The organism is Methanocella paludicola SANAE (assembly GCF_000011005.1).
Taxonomy (GTDB): domain Archaea; phylum Halobacteriota; class Methanocellia; order Methanocellales; family Methanocellaceae; genus Methanocella; species Methanocella paludicola.
Genome location: NC_013665.1, coordinates 631,794 through 651,427, shown reverse-complemented (window position 1 = coordinate 651,427; position 19,634 = coordinate 631,794). Strand labels below are relative to the sequence as shown.

18 protein-coding genes and 1 tRNA gene are annotated in these 19,634 nt (G+C 57.4%); 15 read left to right on the top strand and 4 right to left on the bottom strand.

What is annotated here, in order from left to right; translation table 11 throughout:
- Nucleotides 1-42: 42 nt before the first annotated feature.
- Together MCP_RS03400 and MCP_RS03395 are read right to left on the bottom strand one after the other, a co-directional pair.
- The gene (locus tag MCP_RS03400) at nucleotides 43-648 is read right to left on the bottom strand and encodes a lysine exporter LysO family protein (protein ID WP_012899418.1); all 606 of its coding nucleotides are present in this window, start codon (nucleotides 646-648) and stop codon (nucleotides 43-45) included.
- A complete protein-coding gene (locus MCP_RS03395; protein WP_012899417.1) occupies nucleotides 648-950 on the bottom strand; it encodes a LysO family transporter in 303 nt (100 codons plus the stop codon). The genes MCP_RS03400 and MCP_RS03395 overlap by 1 nt, the downstream gene beginning before the upstream one ends.
- A gap of 185 nt (nucleotides 951-1,135) precedes the next feature.
- Between MCP_RS03395 and thsA the strand changes: the two genes are divergently transcribed.
- From thsA to MCP_RS03335, 12 genes are all read left to right on the top strand, one after another.
- Nucleotides 1,136-2,803, top strand: coding sequence for a thermosome subunit alpha (gene thsA, locus MCP_RS03390; RefSeq protein ID WP_012899416.1), 1,668 nt, complete (start codon nucleotides 1,136-1,138; stop codon nucleotides 2,801-2,803).
- Nucleotides 2,804-3,599: 796 nt separating this feature from the next.
- Nucleotides 3,600-4,259, top strand: coding sequence for a PHP domain-containing protein (locus MCP_RS03385; protein WP_012899415.1), 660 nt, complete (start codon nucleotides 3,600-3,602; stop codon nucleotides 4,257-4,259).
- A gap of 44 nt (nucleotides 4,260-4,303) precedes the next feature.
- On the top strand, nucleotides 4,304-5,134 hold the full coding sequence (locus MCP_RS03380) for a hypothetical protein (protein ID WP_012899414.1): 831 nt from the start codon (nucleotides 4,304-4,306) through the stop codon (nucleotides 5,132-5,134).
- A gap of 46 nt (nucleotides 5,135-5,180) precedes the next feature.
- Nucleotides 5,181-5,252, top strand: a tRNA-Gly gene (locus tag MCP_RS03375).
- Between the two features lie 253 nt (nucleotides 5,253-5,505).
- Nucleotides 5,506-5,814 carry a DUF2551 domain-containing protein gene (locus MCP_RS03370; RefSeq protein ID WP_012899413.1) on the top strand — a complete coding sequence of 103 codons (309 nt, stop codon included), beginning with the start codon at nucleotides 5,506-5,508 and terminating at the stop codon, nucleotides 5,812-5,814.
- Nucleotides 5,815-5,891: 77 nt separating this feature from the next.
- Complete coding sequence (locus MCP_RS03365) at nucleotides 5,892-6,257, top strand: NUDIX domain-containing protein (RefSeq protein ID WP_012899412.1); 366 nt, start codon at nucleotides 5,892-5,894, stop codon at nucleotides 6,255-6,257.
- Nucleotides 6,258-7,179: 922 nt separating this feature from the next.
- Nucleotides 7,180-8,073 carry a dihydrodipicolinate synthase family protein gene (locus MCP_RS03360; protein ID WP_012899411.1) on the top strand — a complete coding sequence of 298 codons (894 nt, stop codon included), beginning with the start codon at nucleotides 7,180-7,182 and terminating at the stop codon, nucleotides 8,071-8,073.
- Entirely contained in the window at nucleotides 8,070-9,962 is a 1,893-nt protein-coding gene (locus MCP_RS03355; protein WP_012899410.1) for an aldehyde ferredoxin oxidoreductase family protein, read from the top strand. Before MCP_RS03360 ends, MCP_RS03355 begins: the two co-directional genes overlap by 4 nt.
- Nucleotides 9,963-9,964: 2 nt before the next feature.
- Entirely contained in the window at nucleotides 9,965-10,252 is a 288-nt protein-coding gene (locus MCP_RS03350) for a MoaD/ThiS family protein (RefSeq protein WP_012899409.1), read from the top strand.
- Between the two features lie 105 nt (nucleotides 10,253-10,357).
- Nucleotides 10,358-11,623, top strand: a complete 1,266-nt coding sequence (locus MCP_RS03345; protein ID WP_012899408.1) for a glycosyltransferase family 4 protein — start codon at nucleotides 10,358-10,360, stop codon at nucleotides 11,621-11,623.
- Between the two features lie 102 nt (nucleotides 11,624-11,725).
- Nucleotides 11,726-12,988 carry a glycosyltransferase family 4 protein gene (locus MCP_RS03340; RefSeq protein ID WP_012899407.1) on the top strand — a complete coding sequence of 421 codons (1,263 nt, stop codon included), beginning with the start codon at nucleotides 11,726-11,728 and terminating at the stop codon, nucleotides 12,986-12,988.
- 11 nt (nucleotides 12,989-12,999) lie between these two features.
- On the top strand, nucleotides 13,000-15,075 hold the full coding sequence (locus MCP_RS03335; RefSeq protein WP_012899406.1) for an amylo-alpha-1,6-glucosidase: 2,076 nt from the start codon (nucleotides 13,000-13,002) through the stop codon (nucleotides 15,073-15,075).
- Between the two features lie 8 nt (nucleotides 15,076-15,083).
- On the opposite strand, the gene moaA is transcribed toward MCP_RS03335, so the two are convergent.
- Nucleotides 15,084-16,022, bottom strand: a complete 939-nt coding sequence (gene moaA / locus MCP_RS03330) for a GTP 3',8-cyclase MoaA (protein ID WP_012899405.1) — start codon at nucleotides 16,020-16,022, stop codon at nucleotides 15,084-15,086.
- A gap of 130 nt (nucleotides 16,023-16,152) precedes the next feature.
- Here moaA and MCP_RS03325 point away from each other — a divergent pair, with 130 nt between their 5' ends.
- From MCP_RS03325 to MCP_RS03315, 3 genes are read left to right on the top strand one after another with little or no spacing between them, the layout of a single operon-like run.
- Complete coding sequence (locus MCP_RS03325; protein ID WP_012899404.1) at nucleotides 16,153-16,908, top strand: Nif3-like dinuclear metal center hexameric protein; 756 nt, start codon at nucleotides 16,153-16,155, stop codon at nucleotides 16,906-16,908.
- The gene (locus tag MCP_RS03320) at nucleotides 16,905-17,246 is read left to right on the top strand and encodes an SWIM zinc finger family protein (RefSeq protein WP_012899403.1); all 342 of its coding nucleotides are present in this window, start codon (nucleotides 16,905-16,907) and stop codon (nucleotides 17,244-17,246) included. Before MCP_RS03325 ends, MCP_RS03320 begins: the two co-directional genes overlap by 4 nt.
- Nucleotides 17,247-17,294: 48 nt before the next feature.
- Entirely contained in the window at nucleotides 17,295-18,467 is a 1,173-nt protein-coding gene (locus tag MCP_RS03315) for a glycosyltransferase family 39 protein (RefSeq protein WP_012899402.1), read from the top strand.
- Nucleotides 18,468-18,482: 15 nt separating this feature from the next.
- Here the strand turns inward: MCP_RS03315 and MCP_RS03310 are convergent, their stop codons facing one another.
- Nucleotides 18,483-19,610, bottom strand: a complete 1,128-nt coding sequence (locus tag MCP_RS03310; protein ID WP_012899401.1) for an ORC1-type DNA replication protein — start codon at nucleotides 19,608-19,610, stop codon at nucleotides 18,483-18,485.
- Nucleotides 19,611-19,634 lie beyond the last annotated feature (24 nt).

Sequence of the window (19,634 nt, the reverse complement as noted above, 5' to 3'; positions counted from 1 at the left end):
GAAAATAGGGATATATAGATTGGCGGCGCGCCCGGCGTACTTTTATAGGCCGGCGAAGAAGGGCACCAGCACGACGACCAGCAGGGACAGCGTGATGCCGCTCACGAAGGAGATGATGCCCATCTCGCTGCCGGCATATTTGACCACTACGGGTAGCGTCGTGTCCATGGTCGTGGCCCCTCCCGGTGCGACGGCGGCGGTCTTGCCGCAGTAGCGGACCACCAGGGGCATGATGACGATGGAGAGCATTTCCCTGAAGATGTTCGAGAGCAGCGCCATCGTGCCGATCTGCGCCCCCACGATGCCGGTAAGTATGACGCTCGAGAGGCTGTACCAGCCGAAGCCGGCGCCTATGGCCATGGCATACCGTGGGTCCATTCCGGAGACCACGCCAGCGACCAGAGCCCCCAGTATACTGCCGGCAGCAATAAAGGCGGGCAACAATAAAATCTTCCAACCGATACGCCTGATCTCCTTAATTACCGACTTATTCTGGCTCATGTCCAGCCCGATGACGAATAACAGCAGGCACAGCATAATCGTGATGAGCGTGTCAACGTTCGAGTCCACGGACGGGGGCACGATGCCCAGTACCCCGGCCACGATGCCTATGACGAGGGCGGATAATATTATCAGGATGATGGACATTACCGGACACCGTCCCTGAAAAACAGCCTCTCGAAGAGGATCGCGAAGGCGATGCTGCCAAGGACGGCGCCCACCGTGATGAGCAGCGCCTGTAGGCCGTAAAGGCCCAGGTTCGAGATGACGGCCTCGTTCGAGCCCGTCTTCAGGCCCATGAGGAGGATGAGCAGGAACACGAGGCACGTTATTGCCGCCGATACGTACTTTTTCTGGCTATCGGAGAACTTGCCCCGGACCAGGCCGGCAGCTACGCCCGCGGCAAGCGAAATAACAAGCAGCCCTATGTAAGTGACCATCCCGTCCATAACGGGAAGTAAAATGTGCCTCGTAATATTTATAATTAGCTGGCTTCCCGGGTAAATTTCATATTACCGCAACACGCCCGGCCTTCGCCTAAATGCGGTACAAATGCCGGCCTTCAGGATGGCAATTTATTTATAGAATCACAATCCTATCATACCCCGTATCACATTTATGGAGGTTGTTAAACTTGGCTGAAAACAGTGGCCAACCGATATACATCTTAAGAGAGGGCACGTCCCGCTCGAACGGCAGAGAAGCCCAAAATAACAACATCATGGCCGCGCTTGCGGTCGCCGATGCGGTCCGGAGCACCCTCGGGCCGAAGGGCATGGACAAGATGCTCGTCGACTCCACGGGCAACACGACCGTCACGAACGACGGCGTCACTATTTTAAAGGAAATTGACATCGAACATCCCGCAGCGAAGATGGTGGTCGAGGTCGCGAAGACGCAGGACCAGCAGGTCGGCGACGGGACCACGACCGCGGTGATCTTCGCGGGCGCGCTGTTAAAGAAGGCCCAGGAGCTCATGGACCAGGGCATCCACCCGACGATCGTCACCTCCGGGTACAGGCTCGCGGCCGCTAAGGCGAACGAGCTGCTGTCCGAGATCGCCATACCGGCGAAGGGCAAGGACATACTGAAGAAGGTCGCATACACCGCCATGACCGGCAAGAGCGCCGGCGCCGTGGGCGAGGTGCTCGCCGGGCTTGCGGTCGATGCCGTGCTGGCGGTCGAAGAGAATGGCAAGGTAGACGTCGATAACATCAAGGTCGAGAAGAAGACCGGGGCGAACGTCGAGAACTCCCGGGTCGTGAGGGGCCTGGTGCTGAACAAGCACAGGGAAACCTCCAGCATGCCCAGGAAGGCGGAGAACGCGAAGGTCCTATTGCTGAACGTCGCCCTGGACATCAAGAAGACAGAGGTCGACGCGAGCATTAAGATCAGGTCCCCCATGCAGATGCAGTCCTTCCTCGAGCAGGAAGAGAGCATCATACGCCGCAAGGTGGACTCCATCAAGAAGTCCGGCGCCACTGTGGTGTTCTGCCAGAAGGCCATCGCGGACCTGGCCGCCCATTACATGGGCAAGGCCGGCATAATGGCATTCAAGAGCATGTCCGAGTCGGACATGGCCAAACTGTCGAAGGCGACCGGCGGCCGCGTGGTCACCAAGCTGGACGACATCGACCCGAAGGACCTGGGCTTTGCGGGCGTGGTCGAGGAGAGGCTCATCACCGGCGAGGACGACTTACTGTTCATCGAGGGCTGCAAGAACCCGAAGGCCCTGACTATTCTGCTCAGGGGCAGCGGCTACACGTCCATCGACGAGTACGAGCGCGCCCTTCATGATGCGCTTCGCGTTGTCGGCGTCGTCATCGAGGACAAGAAAGTGGTGCCCGGCGGAGGCGCCCCCGAGATCGAGCTCGGCCTCAGGCTGAGGGATTACGCGTCGACCGTCGGCGGCAGGGAACAGCTTGCCATCGAGGCCTTCGCGGCCGCGCTGGACATCATCCCGAGGACGCTTGCGGAGAACGCCGGCCTGGACCCCATCGACATGCTCGTCGAACTGAGGAGCAAGCACGAGAACAAGGGCGGCAAGAATTTCGGCCTGGACGTGTTCCAGGGCAAGCCCGTCGACATGCTCGAGGCCAACGTCCTCGAGCCCCTGCGCGTGAAGACGCAGGCCATCGGCTCGGCCACCGAGGCCGCCACGATGATCCTTCGCATCGACGACGTCATCGCATCCGGCGGCCCCAGCGACCAGGAAGTGGCCCAGGCAAGGGCCGCGGCGGCACGCCAGTTACAGGGCATGCGCGGCGGCATGGGCGGCATGCCCCCCGGCATGGGAATGTAAGGTTCCCTGCCCCCTCTTTTGTTCTTTTTCTAATCGCATATTATCGGAGCTATTCCCGTTATAAGCCCGCTGAACTAATTAAGTCCGCGAAGACTGTTCGAGCCCGAAGACCGCGAAGTATGCGCGAAGACCGCGAAGACTATCTGATAAATTTATTATTAGTTTTTAGCTGTATTCAGTTTCTCCGCCCTTTTACCTATTCCGTCGTGGAGTGTCCAATACATACGGCCAGGGGGCCACGGAGGGCTCACAAAGCACTTTTTATATGCAAGGCCCATAGTACACGAAGAAGGGTTTATAACAGGCCTGATATACAGAGACGGTTAAGACTCGGTTGAGGATAAAACTGGACCGGGAACGTATTAATGTGACCGGTTTATCGTTGTAATGTGACCGGTTTATCGTTGCCTTAGCCTTAATAAACTCTATCTCTCAATTAAGTATAAATTCGTCTCCGTCCCCTCAGTGTCTCCCATTTTAAAATGTCTTCGTGCTTACTCCGTGTTCCCTTGGCCCTGTGTATTATACACTCAAAGACGGGATAGAAAAAGACAGTAAGAATAATTACAAAACATTCGAGACATTGTCCTTTAATAAATTTTTAATAATGCCTTCGCGGTCTTCGCGTAAGCTTCGCGGTCTTCGGGCTCGAACAGTCTTCGCGGACTTGACCAGCTTAGCGGGCTTAACAGTACGGACGAAATGACAATAATTCAACACAATATCGAAAATGGAAAAATATTTAGCCGCTCGCCGCAATCATGCTCATAACCGCACACAGCGATGTGGTCAACAAATGCTAAAATACGACTTACACATGCACACGATATACTCCCGCGACGGGGCCATCAAGCCCGCGGACGCCATCCGCATCGCGAAGAAGCGCGGGCTGGACGGCATAGCTATTACTGACCACGACACCATCCGGGGCGGATTGGAGGCGCTGAAGCTAAAAACCGAAGGCCTCGATATTATCGTGGGCGCCGAGATCAAGACCGACCGGGGCGACGTCATAGGATTATTTTTAAACGAGGAGATCCGGGAGCGGGACCACATGGAGGTCATCGATGCCATCCGCAGTCAGGGCGGAGTGGCGGTCGTGCCCCACCCGTTCGACAGCATGAGGGGCTCGGCGTTCTGGCTCACGGATAAGGACTCCGGGAAAATGGACGCTATCGAGGTCATCAACGCAAGGTGCGTGCTCAAGCGGTCCAACCGGATGGCCGGCATATACGCGGATGACTATAAAGTCGGGAAGGTCGGAGGAAGCGACGCTCACTTCGGGGCCGAGATCGCCAATGCCGGCACGCTGGTGCCCGAGAGCGAAGATATCGCGAAAGCGATCAGCGGCGGCCGCACGACGGCGTTCGGCAGGTGCTCCATGCCGCTGTTCCACGTATTTACCACGGCGCTCCTGGTGGAGAGGCGCGTCGTGAAGCCGAAAAAGAGCCGCTAAACCTGTTCTCAACATTTATTCCTCTGCACGGCGACCTTGGCGTGATGCTGAAAAGGGACCCTCTCGGCGGCTATATGGGCATATACGAGCACGACGGGGAAAAGATCGCCTATCACGTGGAAGGCGAAGGCAGGCCGGTGCTCATGACCATGGGACTATCGGCCAGAGGAGGCTCTTATGACTGGCGCTTTATCTTCGACTGCCTGGCGGGCACATTCAAGGTATATGCGCTCGACGTCCTCGGGCTGGAGGACGAAAGACCCCGGCTCAGCTATGGGACGGGCCATTATCAGAAACTGGTCGAGGGCTTCATGGAGTCCGTAGTCGGCGAGAGGATGTCCATCATATCGGGGCCCATCGACGCGCAGTACGCGCTGAAGGCGGCATTCGAGCACACGAGCCTCGTCGAGAAGATCCTCATCGTCAGCCCGGACGGGGTGAGGCGTATCGCCACCCACGACACGATTGGCCGCTCCGTCACATATCGCATACTTCGCATACCCAAGATCGAGAGCGTCATGTACGGCAATATATCCTCTAAGCGGAGCATGCTCATTTTCTTAAGGAAGGTCTATGGGCGGCTCGAGGAGAAAAAGGCCCGGCCGCTCATAGAGAGCCGCATGAGGCAAAAATATCCGCCGCTTTCGACGCTCTCGGAGCGCAGGTTCATGGAATACTCCTGGAGCCGGTCACTGATGCAGGCGCCCATGAGGCTCTCGAAAATGATCCGGAAGTCGAGGCGCATCGTGGGCGAGATGGATGACTTCCGCATTCTCAGGAATTCCAGGCTCATCGTCTTCCAGAGGTCAGGGGAGCTGCCCATGAGGAAGGACGCCCTGCGGTTCTGCGACGACGCCATCAAGTTCCTCGGCTAGAAATCAAAAAATACATATACGAATAACCTTATCATTTGTACGAAGCGCGGCTATGGTCTAGTGGCTATGACGTGAGCTTCCCAAGCTCGAAGTCCGGGTTCAATTCCCGGTAGCCGCACTCGCTTTCTGATTTTTTCCCCGCACTATTGCCCCTTGCTTTTATATCGCCTCATAAAATAGCGGTAATATAATGTTTATACAAAAATAATTTTTCATGAACGGCAAGCGCCGGCCGTTAAATTCACTTTTAAAATTACTATCGGATGTAGCATAATCATTTAAGAAAGTGTTAAATATTAATATGTTATACCTTTAGCATAAAGTAATAAACCAATAAGGGGTTAAAAGGTAAATCAAGGGATGGGGATAATATGGATTTTGTCGTAAACGAGATAACCAAAAGGTTGCACGACTATCTGGCGACCGATGTCCAGGGTATAAGGAGGATCGTACTTCAGGCATTCGTTAAGATGAAGAGCCTGACCGCCGACACGCTGCACCGGATCTTGATGGAGCGCGGCTTCAGCATCACGCTGAAACAGGTGACCGCCATGCTGGGAGTCATCCACTCCAAGCTCGGCATCCTGCACGCCCACAAGAACTCGTACGATGCTAAGTACGAGTACAGCCTTAAGGAGAAGTACGAGGGCATCGTTCAGACAGCTCTCCTGTCTATCTGAGATCTTAAAGTTCAGGCTCTATGCGACGGAAAACGTTTTACCTTCGCATAGAGTATGCACTTTTTTGTCGTGAATGAATGAGCATTAGCTACGTTTATGTCATCGCCTTTCATGGTGACGAGTTCTTGATGGTCCGGCACGCCCGCCGCTCCTGGGAAATGCCCGGGGGTAAGGTGAATGCCGGAGAGTCCCCCGGGGAAGCTGCTGTCCGTGAGTTCCGGGAGGAGACCGGCTACGATGTAGGCGGCCTGAATGTGATCGAGATCGAGGACGGAGGGCTCGTCTACATGGGCGACGTTGGTAAGAAGCTGTCCACCACGCCCGATGCCCGCGAGATAGCGGAAGTGAAGCTCTTTAAGGAATTACCGGATAATCTCTCGTTCCCGCTCGTTGAATACACGCGCATGCTGGACGCTGCCCGCAAATACCACAGTGCACACTGAGGTCAGCCACGGCGGGCACGGAGGACTTTTTCTATCCAGAAGGGGGTTGATACCCCTTAGGAGACCCCCGTTTTTTAGCGTTGAATAATTATCCGCTCATGCCATCAAAGCCTGCTCAGAGGCATAAGCCCGCGAAGACTGTTTCGAGCCCGAAGACCGCGAAGCTTACGCAAAGACCGCGAAGACTTTCTTAAAGAATTAATTATTACTTTCAATTATTCAGGTTCTTGTGAATTTTTGGGATGATAAATTGCTTTAGCCAATGCCTATACTCGTTTTTCCGCTATGCCATCTCGGAGTGGTCCAACCACAGGGGCAGAGAGAGCGCAGAGTTACACAGAGTTTTCTTATAGATGGAGGCTCAGAGGGCACAGGGGACGGGTTTATAACTAACCTGAGGCACGGAGTTGTTAGAGGCACTGGCGAGGATAAACCTGCTAAATTGTTTATTGGTCAACCGTGCCTCGATAAACTCTGTGTCCCGGGTAAGCAAATAAACCGGGCTCTGAGTTCTCTGTGACTCAAATTATAAAAAAATTCTGTGAAACTCCCGTGCGCTCTGCGCCCCTGTGGTTAAGGACACTCAACGACGGCATAACGAGAAAAGGATAGAAAATGTTTATCCCAAAAACGCGGATAAGTCATTATTCATTTTAAATTATATGATTTTTCAATATGGCTTCGCGGTCTTCGCGTAAGCTTCGCGGTCTTTGGGCTCGAAGCAGTCTTCGCGGACTTATGCCTCTTAGCGGGCTTAAAGCGGGGTGGTTGAGACAAATAAGGCTAATCCAACAGCACTATAATTCTAAGGCAACCGTGCCCTCCGTGCCCGCCGTGTTGAGCCCCCGCGTTAAATCCAGCCAACCATTAAACTCCTCTAATTAAAATTGAAAAATACACATTGAGAGGAGGAAATCTTTTCTTGTATCATCCGGCAGGAGTCTATCCGGCAATGCCCACGCCCTTCATGCGAAACGGGGACCTGGACGAGACCGGTCTGAGGGACCTCGTGTCATACTTTAATAACACAGGGGTGAACGGCCTGCTCGTGCTGGGCACCATCGGCGAGTTCGCCATGATGAGCGGGCAGGAGCGCAGGCGGGCGGCGGAGATCATCGTGGGAGCGGCCGATAAGCTGGAGATCATCGCCAACGCGGGCTGCCCATCGACGAGGGAGACCATACGGATGGCGCTGTTCCTGAAGGACATCGGCGTCGACGCCGTCATCGCGGTCGAGCCCTATTTTTATCATCCGACGGCCAAAGGCATGGCCCGGCACTATCTCGACATAGCGGAAAAGGCCGACATGCCCGTCATGGCATATAACATCCCGCAGTTCTCCGGGAACCGGCTGACTCCGGACATCATGGACGCGTTCGCGGGGGACGGGCGTATCGTGGGGCTTAAGGACAGCGAGGGCGACCCGGTGAAGCTGATGGAGTTCATTCGCAGGGCTCCAGAGGGCTTTTCAGTCATGGTAGGCGCCGATCCCCTGGTCAGCTACGGGATATGTATGGGCGCTAAGGGCATGCTGATCGGCAGCGCTTCGGTCGCGCCCCGGGCGTGCGTCGAGATGTACCGGGCCGCGATCGACGGCGACATGGATAAGACGTTCGCCATGCAGGGCAGGCTGAACGACATCATCAGGGCGATGAGCGTGGGAACGTTTCCCGCGGCGGTCAAGTACATGCTATCCGGGCAGGGGCTTCCCGGAGGGCACGTCAGGCCGCCCCTGGAGGGCCTGTCGGACGCTGAAAAACTAATTGTTGACGATTATATGAAGGGGGCGAAGGCCATGAGTGAGGTGGTCGTGTGAAGGGACTTAGCGGCAGGCTGATCCGTGTTAACCTGACCGACGGCAGCGTCAATATCGAGGACTACGACGAGGGCGATGCCAGGAAGTACCTGGGCGGCAAGGGGCTGGCAGCGTATTATGCTTTTAAAGAAATTAAAAGAGGCACGGACCCGCTAGGGCCGGATAATAAGCTATACTTGTTCACGGGCACCCTTACGGGCACACCGGCCCCGCTTGGAAACCGCACGGTGGCGGCGACGAAGTCGCCGTCGACCGGGACGTTCACCGACTCGTACATGGGCGGATTCTGGGGCCCGGAGCTGAGGTTCGCCGGATACGACGGCGTCATCCTGGAGGGCGCCTCCGCAGAGCCTGTCAGGATCCACATACAGGACGATGACATACGATTATTGAGCGCCAGGAACCTGTGGGGCATGGACACGTGGCAGACGGAGGCCGAGATCAAGAAGCTCCACGGGCCTACGAAGAAGCCTATAAAGGTCTTGAGTATCGGCCCTGCGGGCGAGAGAAAAGATCTGCTCGCGGCCATCATCGCCGACGCCCGGGCGGCTGCCAGGGGCGGCGTGGGGGCCGTCATGGGCAGCAAGAACCTGAAAGCAGTATCCGTCCTCGGGAGCAAGCGTCCCCAGCTACACGATCCTAAGACCATGATGGGCCTGGTGAAAGAGCAGAACGCCCGGCTGAATAAGAATCCCGTGACCTCTGATGCGCTCCGTCTCCGCGGCACGCCCAACATCCTGTTAGGCGTCAACGCGGCGGGGGCGCTGCCGTATAACGACTTCTCGGGAGAAATGAACCCGGAGGCCGACAGGATCGATGGAGACGCCCTGAAAACCGTCCTGTGGAACGACGGAAAAAACTGGCACCCGTGCTGGAACTGCACGGTGAAGTGCACCCACTTCCACGTTCTTGAGCAGCCGGGATTCGAGGGGAAGATCGACGACGGCCCGGAGTACGAGACCGTCGGCCTCCTCGGGTCGAACTGCGGCATTAATGACCCGAAGGCCATATCGCTGGCCGACTACATACTTGACGGGTACGGGCTCGATACCATGTCCGTGGGCGACACCATCGCGTTTTTAATGGACTGCTACGAGAAAGGCCTCATCGGGAAGGACATGACCAACGATGTCGACCTGAGGTTCGGGAGCGTGGACGCCTGGATGGCCGCAATCAACGCGGCCGGCAGGGGCGAGGGCACGCTGGGCAGGCTAGTGGCGAACGGCTGTCTCAGGGCGACGGAGGAAATAGGCAAAGGCTCCATGGACTTTGCCCCGCAGGTCAAGGGCATGGAGATCCCATCATATGACCCCCGGAGCGGAGAGGGCACTGCGCTGTCATACGCGAGATGCGAGCGGGGCGCAGACCACCTGAAACCATGGGTATTTAACAAAGAGTGGCTGTCCTCGGCTGAGCGCACTGACCCGTTCACGACCGAGGATAAGCCGTCGCTGATCAAGAGGGAGAACGAAGGCTCGGCAGTCCTGGACTGTTTGTGCGTATGCCGGTTCGCGGGCAACGAGCTAAGCCTGGAGGGCGATTTCATCCTGCTGGCGAACGCGGCCACGGGCTTCAACTACCAGTGGCATGAGTTCTGGGAGACGGGGGAGCGGTCTATTAACATTGCCCGGGCGTTCGGCGCGCGGGAAGGCCTGGGCCGGGCGCAGGACTCGCTGCCGAAAAAGTTCTCCACAGAGCCCCTAAAGGAAGGCATGGCGAAAGGCGGCATGGCCCACGTCGAGAAAATGCTCTCGAAGTACTACGAGCTCTGCGGGTGGGATGAGAACGGCGTGCCAGGTCCGCAAAAGCTGCGCGAGCTCGGCCTGGATTTCGTCGCCGACGAGCTCAGGGCCGCGGGCATCGGCCCGGAGGAGGCCAGGGCAGCGTGATCATGGCTGTCTGCGTGGATATCGTGGGATATGCCCGGAGCCTGTTCGACCGCCCACGATATTCTTTCGAAGCCAGGCGGGGATTTACCTTAAAAGGCCTGATGGAGGAGCTTTCGAAGCTTGCGAGGCCCGATTTCCGGAAGCGCATCTACGATGCGGCCACTGGTAAAATGAACGAGCACATCGCAGTATTTATTAATTCCAGGGAGGCCCGCTCCCTCCGGGGGCTGGATACCGAGCTCAAGGACGGCGACGTGGTCACCATCCTGCCGCCGATGGCGGGAGGCTGAGCTCCTGCTCGCGATGTGAAAAAAAATCCATCGAGGCACAATTACTGTATTTTAAGCTGCGTACCTATAATTAAATCCGCTGCTTACTGAAAGTGGGATGATGCTATGAGAATTGGGGTTGTACACTGGGCTTTTCCACCTGTCGTAGGAGGGGTTGAGTCGCATCTTATCTATCTTTATACTGAGCTTGCCCGCATGGGCCATGACATATCGTTCCTGACGGCGCCTCACCCCCTGAGGGATGATGGCGACATCGGCTGGTGCAAGGTCGCCTCGAACGAGCTGATGAGCATCGCCGGCCTGCTTAAGGTCCCGGCAGGCCCTGAAAGATGGGACCGCGTGTACACGATGATGGAGAGCTACATACGGGACTTTTCGCCCGACGTCATACACGCCCACAACCTGCACTACTTTTTCCCCGATCACGCGGAGGCGCTGGGGATACTCGCAAAAAAGTACGGCATACCGATCGTGCTGACCATCCATAACTACTGGGAGGACGACCTGTGCCGGCATCTGCTGGCCGATATCGGCTGGAACATGATCGTATCCGTCAGCTATCACCTGAAAAGGTCCTGCCTGTTCGACGCGGGGCTTCCCCCGGATAAAGTGGAAGTGCACTATCATGGCATAGACCTCGGGAAATACAGGGCCAGCGGAGACCGGGAGGCGCTCAAGGAAAGGCTCGGCCTGTCGGGGCGGAAAGTGATCTTCCACCCGGCCCGGATGTGCGAGATGAAGGGCACGCTCCACAGCATCGAGGCGGTCTCCAGGCTGAAGGGAAAATACCCTGACATCAGGCTGGTCCTGAGCGGCAACGGGGATACGGTGGACTTCGAGAACGAGCGCCCTGCCTTCAGGGCGAAGGTACAGCAAATGCTGAATGACCTGAAGGTGTCCGACCACATCCAGTTCGTGAGCATTCCGGCGGACGAGATGCCCGTGTACATGAACGCCGCCGACATCGTCATCTATCCGACGATCCTGCCCCAGGGCGAGGCGTTCGGCATCGCGCCCGTAGAGGCGATGGCGTGCTGCCGCCCGGTGATCGTAACGAACAGCGGCGGCCTCTCGGAGAGCACGTCGCACGGCATCAACGGCCTCGTCGTGGACGACGACCCGGAGACGCTGACCGATACGCTCGCGCTTAACATCGAGCGCCTGCTGGAGCGCCCGGGGCTTTCAGAATACCTGGGCATGAACGGCCGGGAGGTGGCCATCGAGCGTTTCGATGCAGGACGGATGGGGCTGAGAATGGAGGACCTGTATAATCGGCTTATACTGGCCAGGATTGCCGAAAGCCCGCCGGGGATCCAGACGCCTGTCGAGGCCGGCGCGCCTGCCACCCATAAAAAGACCCTGGAGCACTAGTGCATGGCCCTGTGAAAAAACGAGGTCGACATACTGCATTGTTGCTATTAACGCAGGGTACCTATAATAAACTTCAATAGAAAATTGGTTTAGGTTGATGCTATGAAGATAGGCGTTATGCACTGGGCGTTCCCTCCTGTGGTCGGCGGCGTGGAGTCGCATCTCGTGTACCTCTACGAGGAGCTTGCCCGTATGGGGCACGAGGTCTCGCTACTGACGGCCCCCCATCCGGACAGGGACCCCTCAGCTTACCCGTGGTGCAGGATCGTGGACAACGACCTCATGTCCATCCGCTATTGCCTGAACGACGCGGGAGAGGACAGGTACCTGCGAGTCCACGAGATGATGGAGCGGTTCATCGAGCAGGAAGAGCCCGACATCATCCACGCCCATAACTTTCACTATTTCGTGCCCGACCACGCGGAGTGCCTCGACGGGCTATCGAAAAAATACGGGCTCCCCATTGTGCTCACCATCCACAACTACTGGGAGGACGACCTCTGCAGGCACCTGTTGAGCGATATCGGGTGGGACAGGATCGTGGCCGTCAGCTATTACATGAAGAGCCCGTGCATCTTCGATGCGAAGCTGGACCCCGGCAGGGTGGAAGTCCACTATCACGGCATAGACCTGGACCGGTACTGCGCAATGGATTGCGATGCCATTAAGGAACGGCTTGGCCTCGCGGGGCGTAAGGTCGTGTTCCACCCGGCGAGGGCCTGCGAATCGAAGGGCTCGCTCCATAGCATCATGGCCGCGGCCCTGCTCAAGGATAAGTATCCCGATATCTGCCTCGTATTGAGCGGAAATGGGGACTCCGTCGACTTCGACGCGGAGAGAGACCCGTTCAAGGCCCGGGTAGGGGAGTTGCTGAGGAAGTACGACATGGAGAAGAACGTCCTTTTCGTCAGCGCCAGCGGCGACGAGATGCCCCTTTATATGAACGCCGCCGACGTGGTCGTCTATCCGACCATCTTCCATAAGGGAGAGGCGTTCGGCATCGCACCGGTGGAGGCCATGGCCTGCAGCAAGCCGGTCGTCGTCACCAACAGCGGAGGGCTTGTGGAGAGCACCTATCCGGGCATCAACGGGCTCATCGTGGATAAAAATCCGGAAACGCTTGCTGAAGAGCTTGCAAAAAGCATCGATCGCATCATGGGAGACAGGGAACTCGCCGAATACCTGGGGAAGAACGGCAGGGAAGTCGCCCTCGAGCGGTTCGATTCGAGAAAAATGGCACTGCGGATGGAACATCTGTACGACCGGCTGATCAGCGACAGCGTCATGCAGCGGGCAGGGAATAAGGCCGCGAGGCCCCGGCAGGGCATCAACGGCGCAGGCTGTACGACGTCCCGGATGATCTAGCGCCGATCATTATGGAAGCGACTATCGTCATCAACGAGGGCACGACCTTCATGGTCACCGATAGTAGCGGGAACGTGCCGCGAGGCACGCCGCTGGGCCTGTTCAGGTCGGACACGCGGTACCTGAACCTGTACTGGCTGCAGCTCGACGGCAAGCCCCTCATACCGCTGAGCTTTACCCGTAAGGGCTATATCGCCAACATCTCCCTCACGAACCCGGAGCTCAAGTCCAACGGAGAGGCCATACCCGAGGGCACGCTTCATATTCTCCGCACGATGTTCATCAGCACGAACTTTTACGAGAAGATGTTCATCAAAAATACGAATGGCTTCCCCGTAAAATTGAAGCTCTCGCTTTCTTACGACACTGATTTTCGAGACATCTTCGAAGTGAAGGGCGTGAACCTCCACCGTAAGGGACTGAGGGCCATCATCGAGGGCGACGAGGGGAAGAACATCATCCTGCGCTACGAGGGTCTCGATAACGTTATCCGGCGCACCGAATTTTACTTCAAGCCCTCGCCCGAGATCTTCTGGGACACGGCCATCTTCGACATCGAGATAGCGCCATACGAAACGCGGGAGATCGACGTCGAGGTGGTCATGACGATGGGCGGAGTGCCCGTCATTCGCCAGGAGTTCGTGGAAGCCAAGAAGGAGATCGAGGAGTCCTACGACCGCTGGCAGCGCGGACTGACGCAGATCTCCACCGACAGCGAGGTCATGAACAACGTCATCGAGACGTGCATACTGGACCTGCGGTCGCTCATCATCAACACGAAAAAGGACCTGCTGGTCCCTGCCGCCGGCATACCGTGGTATGACACCATCTTCGGCCGGGACAGCCTGATCACCTGTTTTCAGACGCTGATGCTCAACCCGTCCCTGTCAGCGTCGACGCTGAGATTCCTTACGCTGTACCAGGGTACAAAGGTGGACCCGTGGACCGACGAACAGCCCGGCAAGATCCTGCACGAGATCCGGGAGGGCGAGCTGGCGAACCTGCATCACATCCCGCACACGCCGTACTACGGCACGATCGACGCGACGCTGCTGTACCTGGTCCTGCTGTCGGAGTACTATCACTGGACAGCCGACCCGGGCATTCTCTCGGACCTGAAGGCGGGCGCCGAGGCGGCGGTGAGCTGGATCGACGATTATGGGGACATCGACCGGGACGGCTTCGTGGAGTATATCCGCATGTCGGAGCGGCTGGGCCTGGTGAACCAGGGCTGGAAAGACTCGCACAACTCCATCGTGTTCGCCGACGGCCGGCTGGCAGCGCCGCCCATCGCCCTCTCGGAGGTGCAGGGCTACGCGTACGACGCGAAAAAGCGCTTCGCAGGCCTGTACCCGGACGGCGACCTCGCGCGGAAAATGCTCTCGGAGAGCGCCCCGCTCAGGGACCGGTTCGAGGATATATTCTGGATGCGCGAGAACGACTTTTATGCCGAGGCGCTGGACAAGGATAAGCGCCAGGTGAACTCGATCACCAGCAACCCTGGCCACGGCTTCTGGTCGGGCATCATCCCGGAGAGCCGGGCGGACACTATTGTAAAGCGGTTCATGCAGCCCGAGATGTTCTCCGGCTGGGGCATACGTACGCTGTCCTCGAAGGAGGCGGCTTACGATCCGGAAAGCTACCATAACGGCTCCATCTGGCCGCACGATAATTCGCTCATCGCGTGGGGACTGAAGAAGTACGGCTACGCGAAGGAGGCGAACCACGTCATCACGTCCCTCATCGAAGCCAGCAAGCACTTCGACTACAGGCTGCCCGAGCTATTTAGCGGCTACCCGAGGGAGGAGGATAAGGCTCCGGTCATCTATCATTCGACCTGCAGCCCCCAGGCCTGGGCCTCGGGGAGCATCGTCCTGTTCATTCAGACCATGCTGGGCCTCTACCCGGACGCGCCCAATAATGTCCTTTACGTGAACCCCACGCTGCCCGACTGGCTGGGCCTGGTGACGATCAAGAACATGGTCGTTGGCAACGAGAAGATCAGTATCGAGTTCAAGCGCGTGGGCGAGAAGACGACCTTTGAGACGATCGGTAAGACAGGGAATATTCGGGTTGAGCACCTGTAAAAAAATATTCAATTTTCCGAGGGGACTTTTTCGGATTTTTTAGGCATGGCGACGGGCGCAGCCTTGAAGAACGGCTCCCGGATGCCCACAGTATACCGCAGTGCCTTTTCGAGGCCCTCATCGTCAAGCCCCCGCAGACTAACGAGATTATCGTTGCGAAGCAGACAGGGCTTAAGCTTGAAGTCGGAAGTGACACGGAGCCGGTTACAGTTCATGCAGAACTCGGAATTATCGATGGGGCGCACGATCTCCACTTCGGCGCCGTTCAGGTAATACTTGGTGCGGCGGTGCATCTCCCTGCATTTATAGTCGTCCGCCCTGGCCTTTAGAGAATGCTCCAGAGCGGAGATGTCCGCATGATACTTGAAGGCGCCCTTGAAATTCATGAGCTCGATGACCTGAAGAACGAGAGGCCTGCCGCGGATGAACTCGATCATGCGCTCGATCTCGTCCTCGTTAATGCCTTTCAGGTAGACCATGTTGAGCTTCACGGGCGTCAGCCCGGCATCGATGGCGGCGTTGATGCCGTCCATGACCCTGCTGAACTGGCCTTTACGCTGGGTGATGAGGTCGAAACGGCCGCTGTCCATCGTATCGAGGCTGATGTTGACCCGGTCGAGCCCGGCCTCCTTGAGGCCCTTAGCCCGCGGGGCCAGAAGCGTGCCGTTCGTCGTAAGCGAAATGTCCTTCAGCGGCGGCAGCGCCCTCAGGATGTCCTCGAGGTCCGTTCTAAGGAGCGGCTCTCCGCCGGAGAACTTTACCCGGTCGACGCCGTACTTCGTGGCTATGCGCACCAGGCGGGCGATCTCGTCCACGGTGATCTCCCCGCCCGAGCCCGACTCGCCCTCGTTGTGGCAGTAGATGCACTGAAGGTTGCACCTGTTGGTGAGCGACATCCTGAGGCTCGTCACCCTTCTGCCGTAATTGTCCACCAGGCTTTCTTGCATCTAGGATGAGTAGGCTTTTGGCAATATTAACTTTGTGCCCGGTGTTAATCAAATGTGATTACGCCAAATATTTTTGCCGCGCTCACTAAAAGGCTATATTTTTATCCGGAGGAGTGTTACTTGTGTGTGAATGAAGCTCAGTGACCTCGTTTCCAGGCTGGAGGAGATCGCCCCGCCTGCCCTGGCGGAAGAGTTCGACGCGGGCCGGATCGGCCTGATCGTGAAGGGCGCGGAGGATGTTGATATGGTAGCGACGGCGCTGGACCCCACGCCATACGTGATCCGGCGGGCCGTGGAGGAGGGAGCGCAGGCGCTGGTCACGCACCATACGCTCATATGGGACCCGGTGAACGTCATTAACGAAGATCTGGCCGTACGTCTTAAGCTGCTTCTGGATAGCGGCATGTCCCTGTACTCCATGCATACGAACTACGATAACGCTCCGGGCGGCGTGAACGATGCGCTCGCGGAGCTCCTGGGCCTGTCTGACACAGTGGTATTTTACGGCGGAAGGGCCGGGAACGTGCCGGAAATGAGCCTGGGCCGGTTCGCCTCGCTGGCGTCGGAGAGGCTGGGGTGTGACGTCGAGTACGTCGGCGATGACGAGCGAAGCGTGAGGCGAGCCGTGGTCGTCTCGGGCAGCGGGTTCAGGCTGGCGCTGGACGAGGCGAGAAAGGCGGACGTGGACGTGCTCCTCTCTTCCGAGCTGAAGCACGACGTCATACTGGGCCGCGGCGATGTGGCGCTGGTAAGCGCCCCACACTATTTTACGGAAGCGCCCGCGATGAAAGCGCTGGCGGAACGGCTGAGCCGCACGGTCCCGGCGGTCTTCATCGACGACCCGCCCGGAATAAAAACGATACAAAAGGATGGAAAGCGAAGTTGAGCATATTCGATGACATTGAAAAAGATGGCCTCACGCCCGAGAACGAAAAGCGCCTCGCCCTGGAGTTCGGCGCCCGGGGAAAAAAGGCAATAGAGACCGTGAGGTCCGGAAAGATAAAGAAATATAAGGACTTCTTCGTCGTACAGGGGTCCACGGGCGACTACATCGTCGAGGAAGATTTCTGCACCTGTAACGATTATTTGTACCGCCTCTCCGTCAAGGGCGGCGTATGCTATCACTCCATCGCCGTCCGTATCGCGAACGCCACGGGCGAGTACGAGAGGGTGGAGGAGTGGTACACCGATATCATATCAAAGGACAGGAAGTCAGTACATTAACGTTTTATATGATGCACGCTTAAGCGCCCTGATATCGGGTGTATAAGCATGGCGGCATCGTCGGGTCATCGGCAGGAGCTAGTGACAACACGGATAGCAGAAAAGCCGGAGCGCCCTGCCCGATTTAAACAGGTGCCGGCATGGCTCGCCTATACGCTGACCCTTTTCGTGACCACCAGGGCCGTGCTCACGGTCATAGGGTTCATCGCCTACCAGCATATCGCGCACGTGAAGCTCAGCATGCCTTCCGAGTTCCTGCGTATCTGGAAAGTGTGGGATTCCGTCAACTACATCGACATCGCCCAGTACGGGTACTTCATACCCGTCGACAGGACGAAGATGGCCAATTACGCCTTTTTCCCCCTCTACCCGCTGCTGATGCGCATCCTCGATACGGTCCTCAATGACCCCGCGCTCTCTGGCTTCATCATTTCCAGCGTGTGCCTGCTCATCGCCTGCTTTTACCTCTACAGGATTGTCGGCCTTGACAGCGACGAGCGGACGGCGATGCGCTCGATCAAGTACCTCTTCCTGTTCCCTACGGCGTTCGTCCTGTCGGGCATACTCACTGAGTCGCTGTTCCTGGCGCTGAGCCTGGCCTGCCTCTACTACGCGAAAAAAGGTAACTGGATATTCACCGGCGCCCTGGGATTCTTCACGGCGCTCACCCGCCCCTACGGGGTCATCATCATCCTGCCTGTCCTCTATGAGTACCTCAGGTCTAAGGAGTTTAAGCTGCAAAACATCAGGGCGGACGCCCTGTACATGCTCCTCATCCCGGCGGGCATATCGGCCTACGCCCTGTATTGCTATTACCTGATGGGCGACCCTCTGGCCTTTGTCCACGTGCAGTCAGCCTGGGGAGGCCATCTCGTGAACCCCATTATGGAGCTGGGGTACAGGCTCATAACGCCCGCCAGCACGGAAGTGCTGTTCGGCGCGTGCTTCACGCTCATAGCGCTCATCGTCATGCTACTGTCTTATAAAAAAGTGGGCTTTTCCTTATGGCTCTACGGGCTGCTTTTAATTTTAATACCCCTGTCGACGCCCTCGTCCGCCTGGAGCATGGCCCGGTACGTCGTACTCGCCTTTCCGCTGTTCATCGTCTTCGCAAAACTGGGAGAGAACAGGGACTTCGACGATACGGCCACTATCGCAATGGCGCTTCTCCAGGGCCTGCTCATGGCGCTATGGGCGACGTGGGGCTATTATGTCGTCTAATTAGACGACGTCTGATCAGACGTCGATGCGCTTCTCGACCTCGCCGGGGTCGTACATGAGCGACACCAGCCGGCTCTGCCCGCGAGTGCCCTTGCCCGTCGTATTCAGGGAGAGTATCTTCAGGCCCTCGAGCCGGTTCACCATCTCGTAGAACGACGTGTACCCGAGGTCGGTCTTCTCCTTGAAACACTCGTACAGCTCCCCGGACATCATCTCTTCCTTGCCCGAGGCCACGATGCACTTTAAAAGGACCTTTTCCTCCTTCTTGAGGTTCCTGATCGTATAGTTCAGGTGTATGTACCGGGAGCCCTCGTAAGCCTTCTCGATATCCTCCTTCGATATGGCGCGGCTGGCCCGGCGCTCGGCGTTCAGGCCGGCGCGCTTGAGCATGTTGATGCCCACGCGCAGGTCGCCGGTGTCCGCGGTATAGCCCGTGACGATGTCGATCAGCTCGTCGGAGATGACGCCCTGCATGAAGCCGTACCTGACGCGGTACTTCAGGATGTCCTTGATCTCTTCGGGCGAGTACTGGGGGAAGGCGATCTCCTCGGGAAGGAACACCGACTGTACCTGGGGCGTCAGGTCCCTCACCATGTCCAGGGTCAGGTCGCTGAGGATGGTGATCACGCCCACCTTGGCGCCCGGCTGCACCTCGTGCATGCGCAGCAGCGAGTATAGCACTTCGTCGGCCTCCTTGCTCGCCATCAGGTAGTTAAAATCGTCCAGCGCTACAATTAAGACGCGCTTCTTTTCTACGAGATGCTTCGCGATCTGGGAGAACAATTTTTTAAAGGAGATGCCCGAGGACGGGGGCGGGTAGCCGAACAATTTTTTAAATATCTGGGCGAAGATGGCGTACCGCGTGGAGTCCACCTGGCAGTTGATGTAGACCGGCACGACCTTCTGGGTGGCGTTTTCAAGCTCGGAGAATACTTTCAGCACGGCAGACGTTTTGCCCGTGCCGGGGGCGCCTCTGCAGTAGGCGTTCAGGGGTGTCGAGCCCCGGAGAGCGGGCGATACGCTGAACTTGAGGGAGCGCATCTGGGCGTCCCGGTGCAGCAGGTTCTCAGGCAAAAAGTCCAGCTCGAAGTATTCCTGTTCTTTGAATATCGTCTGGTCCCACAGGAGAAGGTCTTTGGTCATATTAATGCAAACTTTCACTCCAGT

Excerpts from the sequence above, each read along its gene's own strand:
- MCP_RS03310 (WP_012899401.1), bottom strand. The coding sequence starts at position 19,610 with ATGACCAAAGACCTTCTCCTGTGGGACCAGACGATATTCAAAGAACAG.
- MCP_RS03385 (WP_012899415.1), top strand. The coding sequence starts at position 3,600 with ATGCTAAAATACGACTTACACATGCACACGATATACTCCCGCGACGGG.
- MCP_RS03400 (WP_012899418.1), bottom strand. The coding sequence starts at position 648 with ATGTCCATCATCCTGATAATATTATCCGCCCTCGTCATAGGCATCGTG.
- MCP_RS03350 (WP_012899409.1), top strand. The coding sequence starts at position 9,965 with ATGGCTGTCTGCGTGGATATCGTGGGATATGCCCGGAGCCTGTTCGAC.
- moaA (WP_012899405.1), bottom strand. The coding sequence starts at position 16,022 with ATGCAAGAAAGCCTGGTGGACAATTACGGCAGAAGGGTGACGAGCCTC.
- MCP_RS03380 (WP_012899414.1), top strand. The coding sequence starts at position 4,304 with ATGCTGAAAAGGGACCCTCTCGGCGGCTATATGGGCATATACGAGCAC.
- MCP_RS03315 (WP_012899402.1), top strand. The coding sequence starts at position 17,295 with ATGGCGGCATCGTCGGGTCATCGGCAGGAGCTAGTGACAACACGGATA.
- MCP_RS03340 (WP_012899407.1), top strand. The coding sequence starts at position 11,726 with ATGAAGATAGGCGTTATGCACTGGGCGTTCCCTCCTGTGGTCGGCGGC.
- MCP_RS03395 (WP_012899417.1), bottom strand. The coding sequence starts at position 950 with ATGGACGGGATGGTCACTTACATAGGGCTGCTTGTTATTTCGCTTGCC.
- MCP_RS03335 (WP_012899406.1), top strand. The coding sequence starts at position 13,000 with ATGGAAGCGACTATCGTCATCAACGAGGGCACGACCTTCATGGTCACC.
- MCP_RS03370 (WP_012899413.1), top strand. The coding sequence starts at position 5,506 with ATGGATTTTGTCGTAAACGAGATAACCAAAAGGTTGCACGACTATCTG.
- MCP_RS03345 (WP_012899408.1), top strand. The coding sequence starts at position 10,358 with ATGAGAATTGGGGTTGTACACTGGGCTTTTCCACCTGTCGTAGGAGGG.
- MCP_RS03365 (WP_012899412.1), top strand. The coding sequence starts at position 5,892 with ATGAGCATTAGCTACGTTTATGTCATCGCCTTTCATGGTGACGAGTTC.
- MCP_RS03325 (WP_012899404.1), top strand. The coding sequence starts at position 16,153 with ATGAAGCTCAGTGACCTCGTTTCCAGGCTGGAGGAGATCGCCCCGCCT.